This is a genomic window from Halalkalibacter krulwichiae, from assembly GCF_002109385.1.
In the GTDB taxonomy this organism is placed as follows: Bacteria; Bacillota; Bacilli; order Bacillales; family Bacillaceae_D; genus Halalkalibacter; species Halalkalibacter krulwichiae.
On sequence record NZ_CP020814.1, the window covers coordinates 319,309 to 342,939 of the forward strand.

Genomic DNA, 23,631 nt, shown 5'->3' on the forward strand with positions numbered 1-23,631 from the left:
TATCTCTCTTATTTCATTATGGTAAGTTTCTAGATATATCAGAAACTTCAAAAAAGGGAGATTTTTTTATTTTGAAAAGGATACTGAATAATAGTGTATGCGCTTTCAAAATAAATTTCTCTTAAGTAAGTTAGTAGAAGAAGGGAGAGGGATTGGATGCTTAGTATCATTGGTTTTGCAACGATACTTATTATTGTATTACTGCTTCTTAGTGGGAGGATTACTCCTATTATTGGACTTGTAATTATTCCGATTATTGGAGCGTTATTAGCGGGGTTTGACATTACTGAAATCGGTGTATTTTTTAGTGAAGGCATTGATAAAGTTATTAACGTTGTCATTATGTTTATTTTTGCTATCCTCTTTTTCGGTGTTATGCAAGATGCCGGTTTGTTTGATCCAATTATTAACAAAATGATAGCGATATCAAAGGGAGATGTCATTGCCGTCGCTGTCGGAACGGTTCTTATTGCTGCGATTGCTCACCTTGATGGTTCAGGTGCTTCGACTTTTTTGATAACAATTCCAGCGTTATTACCTTTATATAAGCGATTACGAATGAGTCCTTATCTGCTGTTATTATTAGTTGGGACAAGTGCAAGTATTATTAATATGGTACCATGGGGCGGTCCGATTGGTAGAGTAGGTGCCGTGTTAGGTGTTGATCCTACTGAGCTTTGGAGACCGTTGATTCCATTACAAATTATTGCACTGATCTTATTAATAGGGATGGCTGTCATTCTTGGTATTCGTGAAAAACGTCGTATCGCTAGACTTGATGTAAGAGATGATGTTACATCAGAAACGGCAGCCGCTCTTGAACACGCTGTAGAGACTGTAGAAGATAAGAAAGAAAATTCTTTAGCTCGTCCTAAGTTGCTTTGGTTAAATTTACTATTAACGATCGGCTTAATAGCAATGTTAGTATGGGGCATTATTCCAGCTGGATTTATCTTTATGATTGCTCTAAGTATTGCTTTGCCGCTCAATTATCCTAATGTAAATGATCAAATGGAACGCATCAAAGCGCATGCTCCAAATGCTCTTCTGATGGCTGCGATAATTCTTGCTGCTGGTTCTTTCTTAGGGATTTTAGGTGGGAGTGGAATGTTAGATTCATTAGCAACCGATCTTGTTACCTTTTTACCGGCCGTGCTCGTTCCGTATTTACACATTATCATTGGCTTTTTAGGGGTACCTTTTGAGTTAGTGTTAAATACCGATGCCTACTATTTTGCTTTATTACCAGTTGTAGAACAAATTGTGACGAGCTATGGAGTTGAGGCTGCTTCTGCTGCTTACGCATTAACAATAGGAAATATTATCGGTACATTCATTAGCCCATTCTCTCCAGCCCTTTGGTTAGCATTAGGTCTGGCGGGGTTAGAGATGGGGAAACATATCCGCTATTCCTTCTTTTGGATGTGGGGCTTTAGTGTAATCTTAATTGTAGTTGCGATGTTAATAGGAATAATTTAAATGAAATAGCTCTTTCTGTTGTTTATAAACAACAGAAAGAGTTTTTTATGTGGAAAGTGAGGAGAGTTTTATAGTAATAAGGTGAAACTGTTATACTTGAGATAATAGAAGTCCAGTATTACGTTGAAATTAATTAGTTCGGAAAAAGGAGAAGATGGTGATGGTGGAAGAGATAGATAAACAAAAGGTCCTTATTGTAACGTCGGTTGAAGCAGAGAAAGAAGCGGTGCTTCGAGGGCTTGGTGATACAGGGGATATTGAAGTGCATGTAGTAGGAGTTGGGGTAGTTACGGCTGCTGTTAACACAGCATTTCTTTTGGCTTCCAAGAAATATGACGTAGTGATCAATATGGGAATCGCTGGTGGTTTTAACGGGAAAGCAAATGTTGAAACAGTTGTAATTGCCGATGAATTGGTCGCTGCTGATTTAGGAGCGGAGTCAAAAGATGGTTTTTTAAGTTTGGATGAACTAAAATTAGGAAGTGTCTTGATTCCTGTCGATGACCGTTTAACGACATCTATAAAAAAAATTCTTGTAGAAAATGGTGCAGAGGTAGCAACAGGGGCAGTTCTCACATTATCAACCGTAACAGGAACAGCTGAAACAGCTGATCGATTACAAAAAAGATACCCTAACGCAATGGCTGAGGCGATGGAAGGGTATGGTGTTGGGGTAGCTGCTAAGCAAATGAATATTCCGATTATGGAAATTAGAACTATTTCAAACATGGTTGGTCCGCGCGATCGATCAGCTTGGAAAATTAAAGAAGCGTTAGTAGCCTTGGAACGAGCTAGCGCAGGATTAAAAGAGGTGTTCAAATAATGGATATAGCATTTTCTCCTTGTCCTAATGATACGTTTGTTTTCCATGCCTGGGTGCATGGGTTAATTGAAGGAGCCCCCGCTCTTAATGTAACGTATGCTGACATTGACAAGACGAATAATTGGGCGGCTAAAGGAAAAGGTCCCGAGGTCCAAAAGATTTCATATGCTGCCCTCCCATGGGTATTGAATGAATATGCACTGATCCCTTGCGGCGGTGCTTTAGGTAGGGGTGTGGCCCTCTGGTTTTAACAAAAGACAAGCTTCGCGATGCTTCTTTCCTTTCTGGGAAGCGGGTAGCTGTTCCGAGCGAAAAATCAACAGCTTATTTATTGTTTCGTTTATGGACTAGCCAACTTGTTCCTGAAGGGATAGGAGAAATTATTGTCATGCCATTCGATGAAATTATGCCAGCTGTTCGTGACGGTAAAATTGATGCTGGCTTAGTTATACATGAAGCAAGGTTTACCTACCAAAATTACGAATTGAATTTAATGGCTGACCTTGGCCATTGGTGGGAAGAGGACACAGGGCTTCCAATCCCTTTAGGAGCCATCATTGCTCATCGTTCTTTAAATCATAAGGCAATTGAAAAATGGGTAAGAGCCTCGGTTGAATATGCATGGGCTCATCCCGCGGTATCGCAAAAATACGTGATGGAACACGCTCAGGAACTATCTCTAGAGGTTGCTAAGTCGCACATCGACCTCTATGTAAATGAATTTACTAGGGAACTCGGAAAAGATGGTTATGCGGCGGTAAAATCTCTGCTTGGAAGAGCAATGGAGGAAGGGTTAGTGCCGGAGTTTGATTTGAACAAATTGTAACAATCGAAAGTGAGGGGGCGTCTCAAAAGGTCTAGTTTTGACTTTTTAAGATGCCCTTTTTGTGTGTTACGCCTTTTGTTTTATATATTTCTCATACACATCATCTCTTACTAACCAAGCTTGAAAAGTGCGCTTTAAGTGACGTTCGGCTTCTTCAAAAGTTTGATAAGAATTTATAGTCTCTTTATCTTTCTTTAGAATCCAGCGATCCGTCGCTTCTGGATAAATTAGATAATAATGGTCACCATGATCAGTATATAAAGAGCCACCATTGGCCTTTTTAAGGTTTTTTTGGTTCCTAGGTGCATCTATTCGAAGAGGAACTAACGGAAATGCATTTATAATAAATAATTTAAAGGCTTCCTCTGTTATGGCGCTACCAGCTGCCTTAGCGTGACCACCCCGCCATATTGTTTAGCAATCTCTGACACATCTATATGATCGTGAATAGTACGATAGGAAATCTTTCGCCCGCCAACGTTTAATATAGCGATATAATCTAGATGTGGTGTGTCTTTTCCAATCACATTACCGAGTTCAGAATGGTATGATTCTGCGTGGACGACACCGACGCAATGGTTATCAATATCGATTTGGATTAATTCTCTCCTTTTCCGATGAATGTAACGTTCAATTTTGCTGTCTTCCATGTCTAAAATCTTCTCTTCGAAATTGTCAAAAGAAAAAGGTTCATCTTTTTGGAGACGCTCCATCATCCGCTCTTCGAATTCTTCGATTGAGAGCATGTAGAAAAGATCATTTAATCGCTTTGCGTTGATGGTTTGATTCTTATCCCATTCCCATGTATCCCATTGTCTGACGAGATCGATGAACAGATCGAGTGCCTCAGTTCTCTTTAATACATTTTTCTCTTGTAAATAATCGTACAAAATAGAAGACGCAGAAGCTAACCTTCCATCTTCGTACTCAACCTTTACTGTAGCCCATTTATAATCGTTAAAATGAAGAGCCGTTTTATGATGATCAAGCAGTTGGATGTACCCGCCTTTTTTAAAGAATTCCTCTAGTCTTATTTCATTTTCGGTATGTACAGAAAGATCAGTAATAATAAGTGCATCATCAGGTTTCTTTTGTTCTAGAAAACGTTCCACTTGAAAATCTAATCCTTGTACTGAATTATAACGAACTTCCGCGCTTTCTCCGTAGGCGAGCTTGGCTAAAATGCCGCAACTAACCCCATCTAAGTCATTGTGAGAGTACAGATGATAAGTCATATTCCCTCCTCCTTTACTATTTAGTATGCTCGAGGGAGGAGGAAATATCGCTTTTTTTTTAAGAGGGGAATCGATCAGAGTATAGATCAGAAGGTGAATTGTGTCCATGCCTTTTGTAGAGGAATTGATTAATAATGAGGGAGAGAATTAAAGAGACAATGAATCCGAGTAATAGCCCTACGTAGCTATAAGTTAAGAAACCTATAGTAAGACCAATAGCAATAAGTGTTAAACAAAGACCCATATGATCCCTCCTTAGTTTTACATCCTAACATGTATTAAAGTTATGTATATGTTTCTCGGAAAGAAATATGACCATTAAATTTTATAAAGTTCTGAACATTTTATGTTTGTGCAAATGAGTAAGTGATTTTCGACAAAAAATTGGTAATGCAATTGTAACGTAATTTATATATTGAGATGTTATGATGAGGGAAGACATATATGTAGAATGGAGGACGTTGCATGTCAGCAGCCGTAGAACAGATAGAAAAAGTAATAGCGAATATTGAACGAGTTGTAGTAGGGAAACGCAAAGAGGTTGAACTAAGTTTAATTGCTCTTTTTGCTGGTGGACATGTTCTATTAGAGGATGTTCCGGGTGTAGGAAAAACAATGATGGTTAAATCAATTGCACGTTCTCTCGGAGCTGAATTTAAACGAATCCAATTTACACCTGATCTATTGCCTTCAGATGTAACGGGTGTATCGATATATAATCAAAAAACGCAACAGTTTGAATTTCGAAAAGGACCAATCATGGCTAATATCGTTCTTGCTGATGAAATAAACCGAACATCTCCTAAAACTCAATCTGCGCTTTTAGAGTCTTTAGAGGAGGGAAGTGTTACGGTTGATGGAGATACCTATCATTTAGAAAAACCTTTCTTTGTTATGGCGACACAGAATCCGATTGAATATGCGGGAACGTTCCCGTTACCTGAGGCTCAGTTGGATCGATTTCTATTAAAGTTGAATTTAGGCTATCCATCAGAAATAGAAGAACTAGAAATATTAAATCGTTTGCAGCGAAGCCATCCTATTGAGTCACTTAAAGCCGTGATGTCAACGGAAGAGGTTGTAGCACTTCAAGCTGAGTTATCAACTATTGTAGTGACGGAAGAAGTGAAGATGTATTTGATTGACCTTGTCCATGAAACAAGAAACCATAAGGCGATCGAACTTGGTGTTAGTCCTCGAGGTACAATTGCTTTAATGAAAGTTTCGCAAGCCTACGCCTTATTGCAAGGGAGAGGATATGTCATCCCAGACGATGTGAAGTATCTCGCACCTTATGTTTTAGCTCATCGCTTGATTTTAACAGCTGAAAGCAAAATGGCTAACTTTACTGCATGGGAGTTAGTTCTATCAATAGTAGAATCGGTAAAAGTTCCGATTAAGCAAAGTAGGTTAGCGAGGTCGTGAAGAACCAGTTTTTAAATAGGTTGCGGCGTTATAGTAAATATATATTTCTTGTTCTGTTTGTGTTGGCGGTTTATTCTTATGCGATGTTTCAAGGGGGCTTTGTCAGCTGGTTTTTGTTTTATAGTGTGATAACTGTAATTGTCGCGACAGTTGCCGTTGCTGTTTTTCCTTTTAAGGTGTTAAAAGCAGAAAGGGTAGTAAATAAAGAGGTGTTACGAGCTGGTGAAAATGTAGACGTAACAGTAGTGATTGAAAAAAGAATGTTTCAACCATTCTTCTTCTTACGTATTCAAGATTCAATACCTCAAAAGTTAGGGTCAAGTGATGAAGCGGGGGCGCTTTTTTTCTTTTCTTTTCAGAGAAAGTTAGTTTTCTCGTATACAATCCGTGATGCGAGAAGAGGTGAGTACAACTTTGAAGAGCTTAGGTTCACCTTTGGAGACTTGTTTGGGCTGTTCGAACGTCAATCTCAAATTCCTTGTCAAACGACCGTTCTTGTCTATCCTCGTGTTAAAAAACTGAAGTCGACACTTCTTTCAAAGTCTTCTAAACAAATGGAAGGTGAAAGTCTCCAGCAATCGTTCGACGATGATCGTTCTCTTGCGGGGGTACGTCAATATGTCCCTGGTGATCGGTTGAATACAATTGATTGGAAGCAATCAGCTAGATCTGGCCATTTAATGACGAAAGAATTTGAGTCTTATAAAGGGGAAAGCACAGTCGTTGCTTTTGATTCCTATTTGAACAAAACGACAGAATTGGCTTTTGAAAGAGCGGTTGAATTAGCTGCCTCAATGATAAACTCATTTATTAAAGAGAACGCGGTCCCGAAAGTATCTATTCGTTTAGAAGACTGGAGATCTTCCCAGCTCTCGCACCGTACAGCTAGTCGAGGTCTTCATTTACTAGCGAGAGTAAAGCCAATTGCTCAGCCTGCTTACGTCATTGATAAAGTCTACCAAAGTTGGCAAGGTATGCACGTTTATTATGTTTGTGCTGAGCTAGATTCATCCTTCGTTCAAGTCTGCCAAACAATGTTGGAGCAGAAAATAGCACTAACCATTTGCATGGCACAATTGACTGACGAAGAGTTAGAGGTTGCTAGAGAGTTAGAAAAACTAGGAATTTCATTTTTTACAATTAATTAAAAGGGGGAGGGTAAGTTCATGCGTCTAAGTAATAAGCAAATTACATCAGGTAGGGACTTCCTCCTATATGGCTTAAGTTTCTTGTTATTAATGGAATGGCTTTTCCCACTCCCGTACGTAACGGATACTGGATATATTCATGTTTTTGTTTTATTGTCAGCTGTTTTTTTCTTTATTACTTTTTTGCAGTTGCCTGTTTTGGTTTCGGTCTTATTTAAACTCATGGTCATTTACTATGGATTGTATTTGGTTTTCTTTACGGGTCCATTTTTCTCGTTTGAATTGTTCAATCTGATTGCTACAGACATCGTCAGTAACATTGGATTAATGCTTAGTGGTGGGTGGCATGAATTATCAGATTTATTTCGTAGTTTATTATTTTATGTCCTCCTGTCGATAATGAGTTATTTATTGTATTACTGGACTGTTCATGCAAGAAGGATTTTATTCTTTCTTGTTTTTACAATTATTTATGTAACGGTGATCGATACCTTTACGATTTATGATGCTACTTTCTCGATTATTCGTACATTTATCGTGGGCTTCTTACTACTAGGGTTAGTAACTGCCTATCGAATGATTGAACAAAACCCAACATACTCTATGCCGAAACTGATGCCGGTTCGCTTAGCGGCGTTATTGGTTATTATGATTGGTGCTGGTGGTATTTTAGGGTTGCTTTCCCCAAAATTAGACCCTCAATGGGATGATCCTGTTCCTTTTATGCGTGCTGCTGTCGGTTTTGACGAAGAAGGAGCTGGGGATTTGCAACGAATTGGTTACGGTGAGAATGATGATCGGCTTGGTGGTGGTTTTGTTGATGATGACACCCCTGTTTTTTATGCGGCTGCATCAAAAGAACATTACTGGCGGGGAGAAACAAAGGACTTCTATACCGGTAAGGGATGGGAAACGAATACACCTGTCGAACGAAAGGATTCAATGTGGTACTTTGACAGTTCTGTTGTCTATTTTGAACAATTGGAGACTGAGTTGGCTTTTGTGAATGAGGAAGAAAGCATTCTCTTTAATCATTTGTTTTATCCGGGAGAATTGCCACCGGTTGATCTAATTGCAAATGCAAATGTTTTTCATGATGCGTATACCGATAAGGTTTCAACATATAGAGGTGCCGATCTGGTTAAGCTCTCCACGTATAGCTATGAATATTTCTATCCCAGTTATGATATTGAAGGCTTGCGTTCAATAAATGAAAGAGACCCTGAGCAGATCAATCAATATTACACACAGTTACCCGAAACTTTACCAGACCGCGTTGGGGAACTTGCTCTTGAGATTACAGATGGATTAGAAAATCGTTATGATCAAGCACGAGCTATTGAATCTTTCTTTGGCCAAGGTGATTTTCGCTACGAGACTCAAGATGTTCCTGTCCCGAGTGAAGGGCAAGATTATGTTGATCAATTCTTATTTGAAACACAAAGAGGATATTGTGATAATTTTTCTACCTCAATGGTAGTATTGTTGCGTACCCTTGATATCCCAGCAAGGTGGGTGAAGGGGTTCACATCCGGTGAAGTGATTGAAAGTATAAGTGATACTAAGGATGTTTATGAAGTGACAAATGGTAATGCCCATTCGTGGGTTGAAGTCTATTTTCCAGAGGTCGGATGGGTACCATTTGAACCGACCAGAGGTTTTGATAACAACGTAGAGTTTATCGAGCCTGAAGTAGAAGTAGACGAAGTCGATCATGAATCAGCGGAGAGAGAGGAAGAGGAGCCTGAAGTAGAAGATGCTTTTGCTGAAATAGAAGATGAGGAGAATCAATCTTCTAATTCGGAATTATCATTTTCTAGGGACTGGGGCATTCCGGGAGGCCCTTGGATTCTATTTGGTATGCTTGCTGTCATTTTTTTATTGATTTTGCTTAAGAATAAAAAAATTGTTCAATACTATATGCTAGCAAGGTTTTTACGCCGTAATGATGACAGGGCGTTCACGGAAGCTTATAACCGATTGCTTTGGTTATTACAGTATGTTGGTCTTAAGCGAGCCGATGGAGAGACGTTAAGAGCGTATGCAGAACGGATAGATAAACATTTCTCAACCACTGAGATGATGAGTTTAACGGTAGAATATGAAAAAATTATGTATGGTGGTTATTCAACAAAAGAATGTTGGTTGAATCAGAAGGGAAACTGGGCGAAGATTGTTCGGAAAATCGCATCTTGACCACTTGATAGCTCACTGATAAAATGAATCAGTATTTAAAAGATGCGAATAGACCTTCGTATATCCTTAGGAATATGGCCTAAGAGTCTCTACCGGATTACCGTAAACAATCTGACTATGAAGGCAGAATGTATATAACTAGAATTCTGCCTTTGTATTGTTTTATGTAATACAGGTGGAGTCTAGTTTTTTTATTAGGTAATATGAATGAAAATAATAAAGGGTGGGAACGTATGACGGAATTAAGCCAAGAAATGATCGTTGTTCTAGACTTTGGAGGACAATACAATCAATTAATCGCAAGACGAATTCGTGATTTAGGAGTGTATAGTGAGCTTCATTCAAATAAGATAACAGCAGAAGAAATAAAAGCGATGAATCCAAAAGGAATCATTTTCTCTGGTGGACCTAATAGTGCCTATGTTGAGGGAGCTCCGAAGTGTGACCCGGCTATTTACGATTTAGGTGTTCCGATCTTAGGTATTTGTTATGGAATGCAGTTAATGACTCAGCATTTTGGTGGAAAAGTAGACGCTGCTGACCATCGCGAATATGGAAAAGCAGTAATTAAGGTGGAGAATCAATCAAAAATCTTCCGAGGTCTTCCAATTGAGCAATCTACTTGGATGAGCCACGGTGACTTAATTACCGCACCTCCAGAAGGCTTTGTAGTGGACGCTTTTAATCCATCAACGCCAGTTGCGGCGATGAGTAATGAAGCGCGTAATTTATATGGTGTTCAGTTCCACCCGGAGGTACGTCACTCTGAATTCGGGAATGAAATGCTAAAGAACTTTGCATTTGAAGTGTGTGGATGTAAAGGAGACTGGTCGATGGAAAACTTCGTTGAAGTTGAAATCGAAAAAATTCGTGAACTAGTAGGCGACAAACAAGTTCTTTGTGCCTTAAGTGGTGGAGTTGACTCTTCGGTAGTAGCTGTGCTTATTCATAAAGCGATTGGCGATCAATTAACTTGTATGTTTATCGATCATGGTCTTCTACGTAAAGGTGAAGCTGAAAGTGTAATGGATACGTTTAGCGAAGGTTTCAATATGAAAGTATTGAAAATTGAAGCCCAAGAACGCTTCTTGAACAAGTTAAAAGGAGTTTCCGACCCAGAGCAAAAGCGTAAAATTATTGGTAATGAATTTATCTACGTATTTGATGAAGAAGCAAGTAAATTAAAAGATATGGATTTCCTTGCACAAGGAACTCTTTATACAGATATTATCGAAAGTGGTACAGATACAGCTCAGACAATTAAGTCACATCATAACGTAGGTGGACTTCCTGAGGATATGCGTTTTGAATTAATTGAACCGCTAAATACATTGTTTAAAGACGAGGTTCGTAAGCTTGGAACTGAGCTTGGCATTCCTGATGAAATTGTTTGGCGTCAGCCTTTCCCAGGACCAGGTCTAGGTATCCGTGTACTTGGTGAGATTACGGATGAAAAGCTTGAGATTGTTCGTGAATCAGATGCAATTCTGCGTGAAGAAATTAAAAAAGCAGGCCTTGATCGTGAAATCTGGCAATACTTCACGGCTTTACCTAACATGCGAAGTGTTGGGGTTATGGGCGATGCTAGAACATATGATTATACTGTCGGGATCAGAGCGGTAACATCAATTGATGGTATGACATCTGACTGGGCACGTATTCCTTGGGATGTTCTGGAGATTATTTCAACTAGAATTGTAAATGAAGTGAAACATGTAAACCGTGTTGTTTATGATGTAACATCAAAGCCGCCGGCAACAATCGAGTGGGAATAAAAGGTATATCCGAACATTTTTAAAAAACATTAATTTAATGTTTGTGTTTTTGTTGACAGAGAATAGATTGATTGGTACAATTCTTTTGTGAAGAATAGTATTCTTTTCGTATAATTGCAGGGATATGGCCTGCGAGTCTCTACCAAGCTTCCGTAAAGAGCTTGACTACGAAAAAATCAATCTATCCCCATGTTGTTTCATCGGGATATAGATGATTTTTTGTCAGTTAAGCTTCCAAGCGTGATGAATTGGAAGCTTTTTTTGTTTATATTACGAGTAAGTCTAAACTTATGGAGGAAACAGCATGGATCGATATTTTGGTTTTAAAGAACATGGTACAAATTACCGGAGAGAGTCAATCGCGGGCTTAACTACATTTCTATCAATGGCATATATTTTATTTGTAAATCCAATGATTTTAGCTGATGCTGGTATGGATCTTGGAGCTGTGTTTACAGCTACAGCACTAGCAGCTGCTATTGGTACGATGATTATGGGTGTTGTTGCTAAGTATCCGATTGCTTTAGCGCCAGGAATGGGGCTAAATGCTTTCTTTGCTTATTCGGTTGTTTTAGGTTTAGGGATTGATTGGCAGGTTGCGTTATTCGGAGTATTTATTTCAGGTATTATTTTTATCCTAATTACAGTATTTAAAGTTCGTGAAATTATTATTAATGCCATCCCGGCTGAATTAAAATATGCTGCAGCTGCAGGTATTGGTTTATTCATTGCTTTTATTGGTTTAAAGGGCGCGGGGATTATCGTACCGGATGAAGCGACAGCGGTTGGTTTAGGTGATTTGCTAACGGGTCCAACGCTTATTGCCATTTTTGGAATTATCATTACAGTTGTGTTATTGGTTAGAGGTTTTAACGGCGGTATCTTCTACGGGATGGTTGCTACAGCACTTTTAGGAATGATCACAGGTGTAATTGATACGCCGGATCGAGTAGTTGGGGCGGTTCCTAGTTTAGCGCCGACTTTCCTTGAAGCTTTCAGAATTGATTGGGGCAGCGTGTTTACAGTGCAATTGCTCGTGGTAGTTTTAACTTTCTTGTTTGTTGACTTCTTTGATACAGCAGGCACTCTTTATGCAGTGGCTAATCAAGCTGGTTTTGTGAAGGATAATAAGCTTCCTCGTGCCGGCAAAGCTTTATTGGCAGATTCAAGTGCTACATCAATTGGGGCGTTGTTAGGTACTTCAACTACAACAGCTTATGTTGAATCTGCTTCTGGTGTTGCTGCTGGAGGTCGTACTGGTTTTACTTCTGTTGTTACATCAGTATTGTTCCTTGTTGCACTTTTCTTCTCGCCGTTATTAGCGGTTGTGACGGAACAAGTGACAGCACCTGCTTTAATTGTTGTTGGGATTTTGATGGCATCTTCTTTAGGGTTGATCGATTGGAAAAAATTTGAAGTGGCTGTTCCTGCGTTTGTGACTATTGTAACTATGCCGTTGACATCTAGTATTGCAACAGGGATCGCGATGGGGTTCATCTTATATCCGATAACGATGTTAGCTAAAGGAAGAGGGAAGGAAATTCATCCGATCATGTACGTGTTATTCTTTGTCTTCTTAGCCTACTTCGGTTTCTTATCTGAATAGGGATATGTTTGTAAAGCAACTTCTTTTTTAAGAAGTTGCTTTTTATTAGGCGAACGTTTCACCATTGATAAAAAGTGTAATAAAAAATAAAAAAATCTATTGACGCATATATAGATAGATGGTATATTTAATTTCGTTGTCGCGAACGAAGTCGAAATGACTAGAATGACCGCGAAAAAAAGTTGTTGACTTACTGACTTAAGTTTGTTAACATATAAAAGCCGCCAATGAGCGACGTCGAGTTCTTTGAAAACTGAACAAAAGCCAAGCGAAAGAGATACATGATATCTCGTCAATTTTAAGTGATTTCGCAAAATCACAATGAAGTATCGTTAGCGATACGATTTGAGCACAAATCAAACACTTTTATGGAGAGTTTGATCCTGGCTCAGGACGAACGCTGGCGGCGTGCCTAATACATGCAAGTCGAGCGGACTGATTAAGAGCTTGCTCTTATGACGTTAGCGGCGGACGGGTGAGTAACACGTGGGCAACCTGCCCTGTAGACTGGGATAACATCGAGAAATCGGTGCTAATACCGGATAACATCTGAGACCTCATGGTCTCAGAATAAAAGATGGCTCCGGCTATCACTACAGGATGGGCCCGCGGCGCATTAGCTAGTTGGTAAGGTAATGGCTTACCAAGGCGACGATGCGTAGCCGACCTGAGAGGGTGATCGGCCACACTGGGACTGAGACACGGCCCAGACTCCTACGGGAGGCAGCAGTAGGGAATCTTCCGCAATGGACGAAAGTCTGACGGAGCAACGCCGCGTGAGTGATGAAGGATTTCGGTTCGTAAAGCTCTGTTGTTAGGGAAGAACAAGTACCGTTCGAATAGGGCGGTACCTTGACGGTACCTAACCAGAAAGCCACGGCTAACTACGTGCCAGCAGCCGCGGTAATACGTAGGTGGCAAGCGTTGTCCGGAATTATTGGGCGTAAAGCGCGCGCAGGCGGTCTTTTAAGTCTGATGTGAAAGCCCACGGCTCAACCGTGGAGGGTCATTGGAAACTGGGAGACTTGAGTACAGAAGAGGAGAGTGGAATTCCACGTGTAGCGGTGAAATGCGTAGATATGTGGAGGAACACCAGTGGCGAAGGCGACTCTCTGGTCTGTAACTGACGCTGAGGCGCGAAAGCGTGGGGAGCAAACAGGATTAGATACCCTGGTAGTCCACGCCGTAAACGATGAGTGCTAGGTGTTAGGGGTTTCGATGCCCTTAGTGCCGAAGTTAACACATTAAGCACTCCGCCTGGGGAGTACGACCGCAAGGTTGAAACTCAAAGGAATTGACGGGGGCCCGCACAAGCAGTGGAGCATGTGGTTTAATTCGAAGCAACGCGAAGAACCTTACCAGGTCTTGACATCCTTATGCCCTCCCTAGAGATAGGGATTTCCCTTCGGGGACATAAGTGACAGGTGGTGCATGGTTGTCGTCAGCTCGTGTCGTGAGATGTTGGGTTAAGTCCCGCAACGAGCGCAACCCTTGATCTTAGTTGCCAGCATTTAGTTGGGCACTCTAAGGTGACTGCCGGTGACAAACCGGAGGAAGGTGGGGATGACGTCAAATCATCATGCCCCTTATGACCTGGGCTACACACGTGCTACAATGGATGGTACAAAGAGCAGCAAAACCGCGAGGTCGAGCCAATCTCATAAAGCCATTCTCAGTTCGGATTGTAGGCTGCAACTCGCCTACATGAAGCCGGAATTGCTAGTAATCGCGGATCAGCATGCCGCGGTGAATACGTTCCCGGGCCTTGTACACACCGCCCGTCACACCACGAGAGTTTGTAACACCCGAAGTCGGTGGAGTAACCCTTTTGGGAGCTAGCCGCCTAAGGTGGGACAGATGATTGGGGTGAAGTCGTAACAAGGTAGCCGTATCGGAAGGTGCGGCTGGATCACCTCCTTTCTATGGAGTAATACTCTAGTCGACGAACAACTTCGGTTGTTTGATGCTTTGGTCTTTTGTTCAGTTTTGAGAGGGCTCAAAACTCTCTATTAAGTTAGTTAACTCGATAAAAAAGTCGTATGGGCCTATAGCTCAGCTGGTTAGAGCGCACGCCTGATAAGCGTGAGGTCGGTGGTTCGAGTCCACTTAGGCCCACCATTATAAGAATTTAATTAAACGTTTGTTTTATATGGACGTTTTTATTTGGGGCCTTAGCTCAGCTGGGAGAGCGCCTGCCTTGCACGCAGGAGGTCAGCGGTTCGATCCCGCTAGGCTCCACCAAAATATACTTTAGTGTTTACTGATGAGAATTGTATTCTAATTAGTAAACTGGTTCTTTGAAAACTAGATAATGCAAATAGAAACAATGTTAGTTTTATCGGTATCTTATTTATAAGAGAAGATCAAACGAGCATGTCAAGAATTCAAGTGATTTTTGAAAAATCACATCCGAAATACCTTTTTAATTTGGTTAAGTTATGAAGGGCGCACGGTGGATGCCTTGGCACTAGGAGCCTAAGAAGGACGCGACGAACGGCGAAACGCCTCGGGGAGCTGTAAGTAAGCTTTGATCCGAGGATATCCGAATGGGGGAACCCACCATCCGTAATGGGATGGTACCCATACCTGAATACATAGGGTATGAGGAGGCAGACCTGGGGAACTGAAACATCTAAGTACCCAGAGGAAGAGAAAGCAAATGCGATTTCCTAAGTAGCGGCGAGCGAAACGGAAACAGCCCAAACCAAGAGGCTTGCCTCTTGGGGTTGTAGGACGTCTCATACGGAGTTACAAAAGACGAGCATAGGTGAAGCGATCTGGAAAGATCCGCAGTATAAGGTAACAGCCCTGTAGCCGAAATGCCCGTCTCTCCGAGACGTATCCTGAGTACGGCGGGACACGTGAAACCCCGTCGGAATCCGGGAGGACCATCTCCCAAGGCTAAATACTCCCTAGTGACCGATAGTGAACCAGTACCGTGAGGGAAAGGTGAAAAGCACCCCGGAAGGGGAGTGAAAGAGATCCTGAAACCGTGTGCCTACAACTAGTTGGAGCCCATTTACGGGTGACAGCGTGCCTTTTGTAGAATGAACCGGCGAGTTACGATCCCGTGCAAGGTTAAGCTGAATAGGCGGAGCCGCAGCGAAAGCGAGTCTGAATAGGGCGCAGTGGGTAATGAATACATTACCCTAGTACGTGGTCGTAGACCCGAAACCGTGTGATCTACCCATGTCCAGGGTGAAGTTCAGGTAACACTGAATGGAGGCCCGAACCCACGCACGTTGAAAAGTGCGGGGATGAGGTGTGGGTAGGGGTGAAATGCCAATCGAACTCGGAAATAGCTGGTTCTCCCCGAAATAGCTTTAGGGCTAGCCTCGAGGGAAGAGTATTGGAGGTAGAGCACTGATTGGACTAGGGGTCCCCACAGGATTACCGAATTCAGTCAAACTCCGAATGCCAAATACTTATCCTCGGGAGTCAGACTGCGAGTGCTAAGATCCGTAGTCAAGAGGGAAACAGCCCAGACCATCAGCTAAGGTCCCAAAGTATACGTTAAGTGGAAAAGGATGTGGAGTTGCCCAGACAACCAGGATGTTGGCTTAGAAGCAGCCACCATTTAAAGAGTGCGTAATAGCTCACTGGTCGAGTGACTCTGCGCCGAAAATGTACCGGGGCTAAACGTATCACCGAAGCTATGGATTGACACCTTCTGGTGTCAGTGGTAGGGGAGCGTTCTAAGTGCAGCGAAGTCAGACCGAGAGGACTGGTGGAGCGCTTAGAAGTGAGAATGCCGGTATGAGTAGCGAGTGAGGGGTGAGAATCCCCTCCGTCGAAAGCCCAAGGTTTCCTGAGGAAGGCTCGTCCGCTCAGGGTCAGTCGGGACCTAAGCCGAGGCCGAAAGGCGTAGGCGATGGACAACAGGTTGAAATTCCTGTACCACCTCCTCACCGTTTGAGCAATGGGGGGACGCAGAAAGGTAGGGTAAGCGCGCTGATGGATATGCGCGTCCAAGCAGTTAGGCTGGAAAGTAGGCAAATCCGCTTTCCATAAAGGCTGAGCTGTGATGGCGAGGGAAATATTAGTACCGAAGTTCCTGATCCTACACTGCCTAGAAAAGCCTCTAGCGAGGTGAGAGGTGCCCGTACCGCAAACCGACACAGGTAGGCGAGAAGAGAATTCTAAGACGCTCGGGAGAACTCTCGTTAAGGAACTCGGCAAAATGACCCCGTAACTTCGGGAGAAGGGGTGCTCTATTAGGGTGCAAGCCCGAGAGAGCCGCAGTGAAAAGATCCAAGCGACTGTTTAGCAAAAACACAGGTCTCTGCGAAGCCGCAAGGCGAAGTATAGGGGCTGACACCTGCCCGGTGCTGGAAGGTTAAGAGGAGGGGTTATCGTTCGCGAGAAGCTCTGAATTGAAGCCCCAGTAAACGGCGGCCGTAACTATAACGGTCCTAAGGTAGCGAAATTCCTTGTCGGGTAAGTTCCGACCCGCACGAATGGTGTAACGATTTGGATACTGTCTCAACGAGAGACCCGGTGAAATTATAGTACCTGTGAAGATGCAGGTTACCCGCGACAGGACGGAAAGACCCCATGGAGCTTTACTGTAGCTTGATATTGGATGTTGGTACAGTTTGTACAGGATAGGTAGGAGCCTTGGAAGCGTGAGCGCCAGCTTACGTGGAGGCGTCGGTGGGATACTACCCTGACTGTGCTGACATTCTAACCTCGAGCCGTGATCCGGTTCAGGGACAGTGTCAGGTGGGCAGTTTGACTGGGGCGGTCGCCTCCTAAACAGTAACGGAGGCGCCCAAAGGTTCCCTCAGAATGGTTGGAAATCATTCGTAGAGTGCAAAGGCAAAAGGGAGCTTGACTGCGAGACCTACAAGTCGAGCAGGGACGAAAGTCGGGCTTAGTGATCCGGTGGTTCCGCATGGAAGGGCCATCGCTCAACGGATAAAAGCTACCCTGGGGATAACAGGCTTATCTCCCCCAAGAGTCCACATCGACGGGGAGGTTTGGCACCTCGATGTCGGCTCATCGCATCCTGGGGCTGAAGTAGGTCCCAAGGGTTGGGCTGTTCGCCCATTAAAGCGGTACGCGAGCTGGGTTCAGAACGTCGTGAGACAGTTCGGTCCCTATCCGTCGCGGGCGTAGGAAATTTGAGAGGAGCTGTCCTTAGTACGAGAGGACCGGGATGGACACACCGCTGGTGTACCAGTTGTTCCGCCAGGAGCATAGCTGGGTAGCTACGTGTGGACGGGATAAGTGCTGAAAGCATCTAAGCATGAAGCCCCCCTCAAGATGAGATTTCCCATGGAGTTAATCCAGTAAGACCCCTTAGAGATGATGAGGTTGATAGGTCTGGTGTGGAAGCGTGGCGACACGTGGAGCTGACAGATACTAATCGGTCGAGGACTTATCCAATATATATTCTTGAGTTTCTATTACGCATTATCTAGTTTTGAGAGAACCATTTCTCAAATGTGAACGAAGATACTCTGAGGAGAATCCGATGTTCAATAAATAGTCTGGTGGCGATAGCGAAGAGGTCACACCCGTTCCCATGCCGAACACGGTCGTTAAGCTCTTCTGCGCCGATGGTAGTTGGGGGCTTCCCCCTGTGAGAGTAGGACGTTGCCAGGCTGATAAAGTACAATCCAATGGATTGTGCTTTTTTTTGTATATAGAAAAAAGCGTTATTTTAGAAGTCCTATTTTATCACTCCTCTTTAAAATAAAATCCCCTTGATGGCTTTTGCCAGCTATGACATACCTCATAAAGGAGAAAGAGAAAAATAACAAATCTCTTAATATTTAAGAGAGAGTTTTTTACTTCAAATTGAATGTATGAATTTCTAAAATTTGGTGAATCTAACGTTACAGAATAGAAGGGGTAGGTGTAATAGAATGCCTTCAATTATTTCCGTTAGTACGTTTAACCCCCCACATACACTAGATCAAGAGACGACAACTGAATTTGCAAGAGAACTCTTTAATGAAGACTTTCAAGATATTGAACGATTATTAAAGGTGTTTCAAAATGGTCAAATTGAAGAGCGACATTTTGCTGTACCAATTGAATGGTTTGAACAAGATCATAGTTTGAAGGAAAAAAATGATTTGTATATTAAGTTAGCGACTTCCTTTAGCACTGAAGCAATTAAGAAATGTTTAATAAATGACCACTTTTTAAAGAAATCAATCGATATAAAAAATATTGATGCTATTGTACTCGTTTCAAGTTCTGGGATGTCTACTCCAAGCTTAGATGCACGCATTATGAATAATTTACCTTTTACTTCTCACACAAAAAGGATTCCTTTGTGGGGACTTGGGTGTGCGGGAGGAGCTGCAGGGATTAGTCGTGCGTATGAGTATTGTAGAGCGTACCCTGAAGAGAATGTGTTAGTCGTTTGCGTTGAGTTGTGTAGTTTAACGTTTCAGAGAAATGATCGCTCAAAAAGTAACCTCGTCGGAACTTCTTTGTTTGCCGATGGAATAGCTTGTGCGGTCATTGCTGGAGACGGTTCTTCTCTTATAAGTCATTTAAAGACACCTATTAGGCCGACGATTGTTGCCACACAGTCAACGCTTATGCCTAATTCTGAAGATGTTATGGGCTGGGATGTTAAGGACAGTGGTTTACATGTAGTGTTTTCTAGAGACATTCCGACAATTATAAAGGAATGGCTTGAACCCAATGTAACTGGTTTTCTCAATAAGCAAGATATCAGTATAGAGCAACTGTCAGCATTTATTGCCCATCCAGGTGGGAAGAAAGTGTTGGAGGCATATAAGGATACTTTGCAAATCAGTGAAAGATTATTAAAGCAGTCAAAAGAAATTCTAAGAAAGCATGGAAACATGTCATCACCCACGGTCTTATATGTTCTTGAGAAAATCATGCTCGAACAACATAATGATGGAGACTATGGGTTAATGGCTGCTTTAGGACCAGGGTTTTGTTCGGAGCTTGTTCTAGTAACTTGGAAGGGGGTACATTAACGTGCTTGCTGTTTACTTCTTTATTGGACTTGTGGTTATACAACGAATAATTGAAATGATTATTGCGAATCGAAATGCAAAATGGGTAAAGAGTCAGGGAGGGTATGAAGCTGGGAAAGACCATTATAAATATATCGTTCTTCTTCACTCTTTGTTCTTCATTTCTTTATTAATAGAAATATCGATAACTAACAAAGGGTTTGTATTATGGTCTATTATTCCTTTAATTGCCTTTTTACTTGCACAAGTAGGACGAGTATGGGCTCTTTCTTCTTTGGGGCGCTTTTGGAATACAAGGATCATGATTTTACCTGGTGCAAAGGTTGTGGCAAAAGGTCCATATAAATATTTACGGCATCCTAATTATGCCGTTGTAGTGACGGAATTAGCTTGTTTACCTTTAATTTTTCAAGCCTATTGGACAGCGCTAATTTTTACGCTTTTAAACGCATTTATCCTTTCTGTAAGAATCCGAGTTGAGGAAAAAGCGCTTGATGAAGCAACAAATTATACGAAAGCCTTTAAAAATCACCGGAGGTTTATTCCGAAATATGAAGAGTAATCATTTAGAGGGTAGCTCGATGTCTTATGACTGATGAAGCTCCCTCTTTCTTAAATGTGAATAACATGTTACTCTTACTAAAATAATGTTGGAGGTATCAGTTTTGGCAAAAAAACGAAAAGAGCGGTTTGAAGTAGGGGAGAAAGAAACGATTGAGCAATGTTTGGAAAGAATGAAGTTAGAAGGGTATCAGCCAGTTAGGAGAATTGAAAAACCGATCTTTGAAGAGCGAAAAATCAACTCAAATAAGGAATATGTGCCTGTTAAGCAACAAATTATTTTTGAAGGATTATTAGTAGAAGGCGAACAATGAAAGTCGGACGGTATAAATCGTTCGACTTTTTGTTGACAGTATTGGATGATGAATGTAAGATATAGACATAAGATTGATCGAAAAACGAATAAGACCTCATATAATTTTGGGAATATGGTCCATAAGTTTCTACCCGGTTGCCGTAAAAAAATCGGACTATGAGGGAAAGTGGTTGCTTAGGAGATCTGATGTCTCTATGAAGCCTTGAAAGCGCAGTGCGGTTTCCTTTCTCTCAGTGTAGATAAAGAAGACTATTCTGCGCTTTTTTCTTATGATATCGAATGATTAGATATGGAGGAATTTTATGAATCCTAAAGTTGGCGTGATAATGGGAAGTACTTCTGATTGGGAAACAATGAAAGCTGCTTGTGATATACTCGATGAGTTAAAGATTCAATACGAAAAAAAGGTCGTTTCGGCTCATAGAACTCCTGATTTAATGTTTGAATACGCAGAGCAAGCAAGAGAGCGTGGTATACAGGTGATTATTGCTGGAGCAGGGGGAGCTGCACATTTACCTGGAATGGTTGCAGCTAAAACAACATTACCTGTCATTGGAGTTCCAGTACAGTCAAAGGCTTTACAAGGGTTAGATTCTCTTCTTTCAATTGTCCAAATGCCTGGGGGAGTACCTGTTGCAACGGTCGCGATCGGAAAAGCTGGAGCAACGAATGCTGGTTTGTTAGCGGCCCAAATTTTAGGTTCGACACAACCTGAAATTGCTGAACGTTTGGAGGCAAGAAGAGAGCAGACAAAACAAACTGTTATAGAAAGCAGTGATACGTTATGACTCGAATCATAAAACCGGGACAAACGATTGGAATTATTGGCGGTGGTCAGTTAGGTAGAATGATGGCAATTGCTGCAAAGCAGATGGGATATAGAATTGCTGTATTAGAGCCTACCAAGGATTCTCCTTGTGGACAGGTATCTGACATTGTCATTGAAGCTGCTTATGATGATCGAGAAGGAGCTAAGAAGTTAGCTGAGGTGTCGGATGTAATTACCTATGAATTTGAGAATATTGACGAAGATACGGCGAATTGGTTAACCGAACAAGCTGACTTTCCTCAAGGAGCAAAGGTGTTAGGGATTACACAGGATCGGTTATCTGAGAAAGAAGCAATCAGATCGTTAGGAGTACCATTAGCGCCATTTTATCCAGTTCGTTCAATAGAAGATGTAGAAGAAGCAGCACGAGCATTAGGTTTTCCATCTGTCTTAAAAACGTGTCGTGGTGGTTATGATGGTAAAGGGCAGAGAGTGGTTGAAGATCTAGAACAGTTAAAGAATGCAGCATCGGAGTTATTAATAAATGGAGATTGCGTATTGGAAGCTTGGATTCCTTTTGAACTTGAATTATCCGTTATAGTGACTCGTTCGAGAAACGGTGAAACTGCGGTTTTCCCTGTTGCCGAAAATGAACACCGGGAAAACATTCTGCACCGATCACATGTACCTGCTAGAGTGACAAATGAGGTTTGTGAACAAGCTAAGGAAATGGCTCTAAAGATTGTTTCGGGCATGGGTGTTGTTGGCACCTTAGCTGTTGAACTATTTATGCTTGAAGATGGCAGATTATATGCCAATGAACTTGCTCCACGCCCACATAATTCCGGTCATTATACGATTGAAGCATGTGAGACTTCGCAATTTGAACAACATATAAGAGCGGTTTGCGGACTGCCACTTGGGCCAACAACTTTACGTTCCCCTGTTGTGATGGAGAATATTTTAGGTGAACATCTAGACGGTGTTCTCAATCGTGTTGAAAATTTAACAAATGTAAAATTACATCTTTATGGAAAAAAGGAAGCAAAAATAAAAAGAAAAATGGGTCACGTTACTGTTACCGCAAACACAGTAGAAGAAGCCTGTAAGCAGTTAAGCTTTTTAGAAACAGAGAGTGTTGTCAATGAGAAATAGAGTGGAGGATGATCAAGAATGATCGAACGTTATACACGTCCTGAGATGGGCGCAATATGGACAGAGGAAAATAAATTTAAGGCTTGGCTCGAAGTAGAGATTGTCGCTTGTGAAGCATGGGCGGAACTAGGCGATATTCCGAAAGAAGATGTGGCAAAAATCCGTGAAAATGCCAGCTTTGATATTAATCGTATTAATGAAATTGAACTTGAGACACGTCATGATGTTGTAGCATTTACACGTGCCGTTTCTGAAACGTTAGGAGAAGAAAGAAAATGGGTTCATTATGGTTTAACGTCAACAGATGTAGTTGATACAGCTCTATCGTATTTGCTTAAGCAAGCGAATGAGATTCTATTATCTGACATTGAGCGTTTTATTGAAATCCTAAAAGACAAAGCTCAAGAACATAAGTATACGGTAATGATGGGGCGTACACACGGCGTTCATGCTGAACCGACAACATTTGGGTTAAAGCTTGCCTTATGGTATGAAGAGATGAAACGTAATCTTCAACGTTTTAAGGATGCGGCAGAGGGAGTTAGAGTCGGGAAGTTATCTGGAGCGGTTGGAACATTTGCCAATATTGATCCATCAATTGAGGCGTTTGTTTGTGAAAAGTTAGGACTAGAAGCAGCACCTGTATCAACTCAAACGTTACAACGTGATCGTCACGCTGACTACCTAGCAGCGATTGCTTTAATAGCGACTTCTATTGAGAAGTTTGCTGTAGAGATTCGTGGCCTTCAAAAAAGTGAAACACGCGAGGTTGAAGAGTTCTTTGCAAAAGGACAAAAGGGTTCTTCTGCTATGCCACATAAACGCAACCCTATTGGCTCTGAAAATATGACAGGTCTTGCACGTGTCATTCGTGGTCACATGTTAACAGCTTATGAAAATGTTCCATTATGGCATGAGCGTGATATCTCACATTCGTCAGCAGAAAGAATTATTCTTCCGGATGCAACGATTGCGCTGAATTATATGTTAAATCGTTTCGGAAATATCGTGAAAAATTTGACGGTGTTCCCAGAGAATATGAAGAGAAACATGACGCGCACATATGGACTGATTTACTCGCAACGTGTGCTATTATCTCTAATTAATAAAGGAATGGTACGTGAGGAAGCATATGACCTTGTTCAACCTAAAGCAATGGAAGCTTGGGAAAAGGGAATTCAATTCCGTGAGCTTGTTGAAGCTGAGGAAAGAATTACAAGCGTTCTTACTCCGGACGAAATTGAAGATTGCTTTAACTATGAGCATCATTTAAAGCATGTAGATACGATCTTTACAAGAGTAGGGTTACAAGAGTAATGGTGAGGGCTAATGCCCTCTCTATCTAAAAA

General features: G+C 41.8%; 13 protein-coding genes, 2 tRNA genes, 3 rRNA genes, 2 pseudogenes and 3 riboswitches. Of the genes and pseudogenes, 19 read left to right on the top strand and 1 reads right to left on the bottom strand.

Annotation, left to right across the window (positions count from 1 at the left end; translation table 11 throughout):
* The first annotated feature begins 156 nt into the window (after window positions 1–156).
* The 3 genes and pseudogenes from BkAM31D_RS01670 (at window position 157) to BkAM31D_RS01680 (ending at window position 3,128) form a co-directional block, all read left to right on the top strand.
* The gene (locus tag BkAM31D_RS01670; RefSeq protein ID WP_066158638.1) at window positions 157–1,479 is read left to right on the top strand and encodes a CitMHS family transporter; all 1,323 of its coding nucleotides are present in this window, start codon (window positions 157–159) and stop codon (window positions 1,477–1,479) included.
* Window positions 1,480–1,639: 160 nt separating this feature from the next.
* A complete protein-coding gene (locus BkAM31D_RS01675) occupies window positions 1,640–2,302 on the top strand; it encodes a futalosine hydrolase (protein WP_066158641.1) in 663 nt (220 codons plus the stop codon).
* A pseudogene (locus BkAM31D_RS01680) lies at window positions 2,302–3,128 on the top strand (1,4-dihydroxy-6-naphtoate synthase). The gene BkAM31D_RS01675 and the pseudogene BkAM31D_RS01680 overlap by 1 nt, the downstream one beginning before the upstream one ends.
* A gap of 66 nt (window positions 3,129–3,194) precedes the next feature.
* On the opposite strand, the pseudogene BkAM31D_RS01685 reads toward BkAM31D_RS01680, so the two are convergent.
* Window positions 3,195–4,363, bottom strand: a pseudogene (locus tag BkAM31D_RS01685) (DHH family phosphoesterase).
* A 465-nt stretch (window positions 4,364–4,828) separates the two neighbouring features.
* Here BkAM31D_RS01685 and BkAM31D_RS01690 point away from each other — a divergent pair.
* The 16 genes from BkAM31D_RS01690 (at window position 4,829) to purB (ending at window position 23,599) form a co-directional block, all read left to right on the top strand.
* Window positions 4,829–5,788: an AAA family ATPase gene (locus BkAM31D_RS01690; protein WP_066158649.1), complete on the top strand. Its 960-nt coding sequence runs from the start codon at window positions 4,829–4,831 to the stop codon at window positions 5,786–5,788.
* Window positions 5,785–6,936 carry a DUF58 domain-containing protein gene (locus BkAM31D_RS01695; protein ID WP_157076904.1) on the top strand — a complete coding sequence of 384 codons (1,152 nt, stop codon included), beginning with the start codon at window positions 5,785–5,787 and terminating at the stop codon, window positions 6,934–6,936. The genes BkAM31D_RS01690 and BkAM31D_RS01695 overlap by 4 nt, the downstream gene beginning before the upstream one ends.
* An 18-nt stretch (window positions 6,937–6,954) precedes the next feature.
* Window positions 6,955–9,132: a transglutaminase TgpA family protein gene (locus BkAM31D_RS01700; protein WP_066158656.1), complete on the top strand. Its 2,178-nt coding sequence runs from the start codon at window positions 6,955–6,957 to the stop codon at window positions 9,130–9,132.
* Window positions 9,133–9,168: 36 nt separating this feature from the next.
* A riboswitch (purine riboswitch) is annotated at window positions 9,169–9,270 on the top strand.
* A 95-nt stretch (window positions 9,271–9,365) separates the two neighbouring features.
* Complete coding sequence (guaA, locus tag BkAM31D_RS01705) at window positions 9,366–10,907, top strand: glutamine-hydrolyzing GMP synthase (protein ID WP_066158676.1); 1,542 nt, start codon at window positions 9,366–9,368, stop codon at window positions 10,905–10,907.
* Between the two features lie 86 nt (window positions 10,908–10,993).
* Window positions 10,994–11,095, top strand: a riboswitch (purine riboswitch).
* Between the two features lie 116 nt (window positions 11,096–11,211).
* The gene (locus BkAM31D_RS01710; RefSeq protein ID WP_066158659.1) at window positions 11,212–12,513 is read left to right on the top strand and encodes an NCS2 family permease; all 1,302 of its coding nucleotides are present in this window, start codon (window positions 11,212–11,214) and stop codon (window positions 12,511–12,513) included.
* A 365-nt stretch (window positions 12,514–12,878) separates the two neighbouring features.
* Window positions 12,879–14,433, top strand: a 16S ribosomal RNA gene (locus tag BkAM31D_RS01715).
* Between the two features lie 121 nt (window positions 14,434–14,554).
* Window positions 14,555–14,631, top strand: a tRNA-Ile gene (locus BkAM31D_RS01720).
* Window positions 14,632–14,678: 47 nt separating this feature from the next.
* A tRNA-Ala gene (locus BkAM31D_RS01725) sits at window positions 14,679–14,754 on the top strand.
* A gap of 188 nt (window positions 14,755–14,942) precedes the next feature.
* Window positions 14,943–17,901 (top strand): 23S ribosomal RNA (locus tag BkAM31D_RS01730).
* A gap of 103 nt (window positions 17,902–18,004) precedes the next feature.
* Window positions 18,005–18,120, top strand: a 5S ribosomal RNA gene (gene rrf / locus BkAM31D_RS01735).
* The 16S, 23S and 5S rRNA genes sit together here with 2 tRNA genes alongside, the layout of an rRNA operon.
* A 263-nt stretch (window positions 18,121–18,383) precedes the next feature.
* Complete coding sequence (locus BkAM31D_RS01740) at window positions 18,384–19,481, top strand: type III polyketide synthase (protein ID WP_066158530.1); 1,098 nt, start codon at window positions 18,384–18,386, stop codon at window positions 19,479–19,481.
* Window position 19,482: 1 nt separating this feature from the next.
* A complete protein-coding gene (locus BkAM31D_RS01745; RefSeq protein WP_235820537.1) occupies window positions 19,483–20,043 on the top strand; it encodes an isoprenylcysteine carboxyl methyltransferase family protein in 561 nt (186 codons plus the stop codon).
* Window positions 20,044–20,128: 85 nt separating this feature from the next.
* Window positions 20,129–20,356 carry an NETI motif-containing protein gene (locus BkAM31D_RS01750; protein WP_066158528.1) on the top strand — a complete coding sequence of 76 codons (228 nt, stop codon included), beginning with the start codon at window positions 20,129–20,131 and terminating at the stop codon, window positions 20,354–20,356.
* 76 nt (window positions 20,357–20,432) lie between these two features.
* Window positions 20,433–20,535: riboswitch (purine riboswitch) on the top strand.
* 125 nt (window positions 20,536–20,660) lie between these two features.
* Window positions 20,661–21,146 carry a 5-(carboxyamino)imidazole ribonucleotide mutase gene (gene purE / locus BkAM31D_RS01755; RefSeq protein ID WP_066158526.1) on the top strand — a complete coding sequence of 162 codons (486 nt, stop codon included), beginning with the start codon at window positions 20,661–20,663 and terminating at the stop codon, window positions 21,144–21,146.
* Entirely contained in the window at window positions 21,143–22,282 is a 1,140-nt protein-coding gene (gene purK, locus BkAM31D_RS01760; protein ID WP_066158524.1) for a 5-(carboxyamino)imidazole ribonucleotide synthase, read from the top strand. Before purE ends, purK begins: the two co-directional genes overlap by 4 nt.
* An 18-nt stretch (window positions 22,283–22,300) precedes the next feature.
* Window positions 22,301–23,599, top strand: a complete 1,299-nt coding sequence (gene purB, locus BkAM31D_RS01765) for an adenylosuccinate lyase (protein ID WP_066158522.1) — start codon at window positions 22,301–22,303, stop codon at window positions 23,597–23,599.
* Window positions 23,600–23,631: the final 32 nt, after the last annotated feature.